The organism is Tepidibacter formicigenes DSM 15518, from assembly GCF_900142235.1.
In the GTDB taxonomy this organism is placed as follows: Bacteria; Bacillota; Clostridia; order Peptostreptococcales; family Peptostreptococcaceae; genus Tepidibacter; species Tepidibacter formicigenes.
This window is the reverse complement of the sequence record NZ_FRAE01000148.1, coordinates 1-1,117: the sequence shown is the minus strand read 5'-3', so window position 1 is coordinate 1,117 and position 1,117 is coordinate 1. Positions and strand designations below refer to the sequence as shown.

Here is a 1,117-nt window from a genome sequence, read left to right as displayed (position 1 = left end):
AGTTTTTTATTAAAATACTCAATTTGATTTAAAATATCAAGTTCATCGAACTCATTTCTATCCAATTTCATCCCCCCTGATAAGTGTTTCTAAAGTATTACTTTTGTAACTCTATTATAACTCAACTTAATTAATAGAATAAAATTAAAAATAAAAAAAGAACAGAGTACATAAAAGTTGTACTCTATTCTTTTCCTTTTTACGTAAGCTTTTGCCATGGCACTTTTATTATCAAATCAAATGAATTATAAGCCATGGCTTTTATTTTCATATTTAAAATTGCTTACGATTTGTTAGAGCATACATTTTATATTATCTTCCAATTAGATACTTAGTTATAGTTAAGAAATTGTTATTAATTTACTATTATGTTAGAATTTCTATTGTGAATATAAAATAATTTTATAGTGATTTTACAATATTACTGTAAAAAATCTTTAAATAAATCTCTAATATTCGAAAACGTATTCAAGAACTAGTTAGAAACTTTTTATAAATTTTATGTAGTATTTTATCTATTTCTCAAAAACTCATCATAAAGTTTAGCGTACTCTCTCATTAAGTCTGCTATTTTAGTTATTTCATTCATAGTTGATTGCTTTAATTCCATTGAATAATCACTATTTAAATAAAGTTCATGATACTCTATTGCTTTCTTAGCTGAAGAAGTAATTTTACCTACAACTTCTCGTGCTTCTTCAGAAAAAAAATGCACATTTTCATCATTTAATCTTTCTATAACCTCATTTATTTCTTTTACAATTTTATCAAAATCTTCTTCCTCTGTCATAAGTATAGGAGCAACAACAGGATATACAGCCATTACATCCACAAATGTACGCTCATACATATCTGAATACTTCTCCGTTGTAGAAATCTCTTTTTCATTTTGACAACCTGTTAAGCCAAAGATTCCTACTATTGCAATTAATATTAGTAAAATTAATCTTTTCACCTTATCCCGTTACCAAAAATCTATAAAAATCTATAAATTAAAGATTCTTGTTTCTTTCCTACTTCATAATGTCCGATTTTGCCTAAGCTACTTTCGTTTGCTATAACACTCCATAGGCTTTGTTACCTAAAAAGGTAATAGGGTGTAACGAATCCCCAATTT

General features: G+C 26.1%; 1 protein-coding gene. It reads right to left on the bottom strand.

What is annotated here, in order from left to right; all coding sequences use genetic code 11:
- Nucleotides 1–511 precede the first annotated feature (511 nt).
- Entirely contained in the window at nucleotides 512–955 is a 444-nt protein-coding gene (locus tag BUA77_RS13295; protein WP_072891096.1) for a hypothetical protein, read from the bottom strand.
- Between the last annotated feature and the right edge of the window lie 162 nt (nucleotides 956–1,117).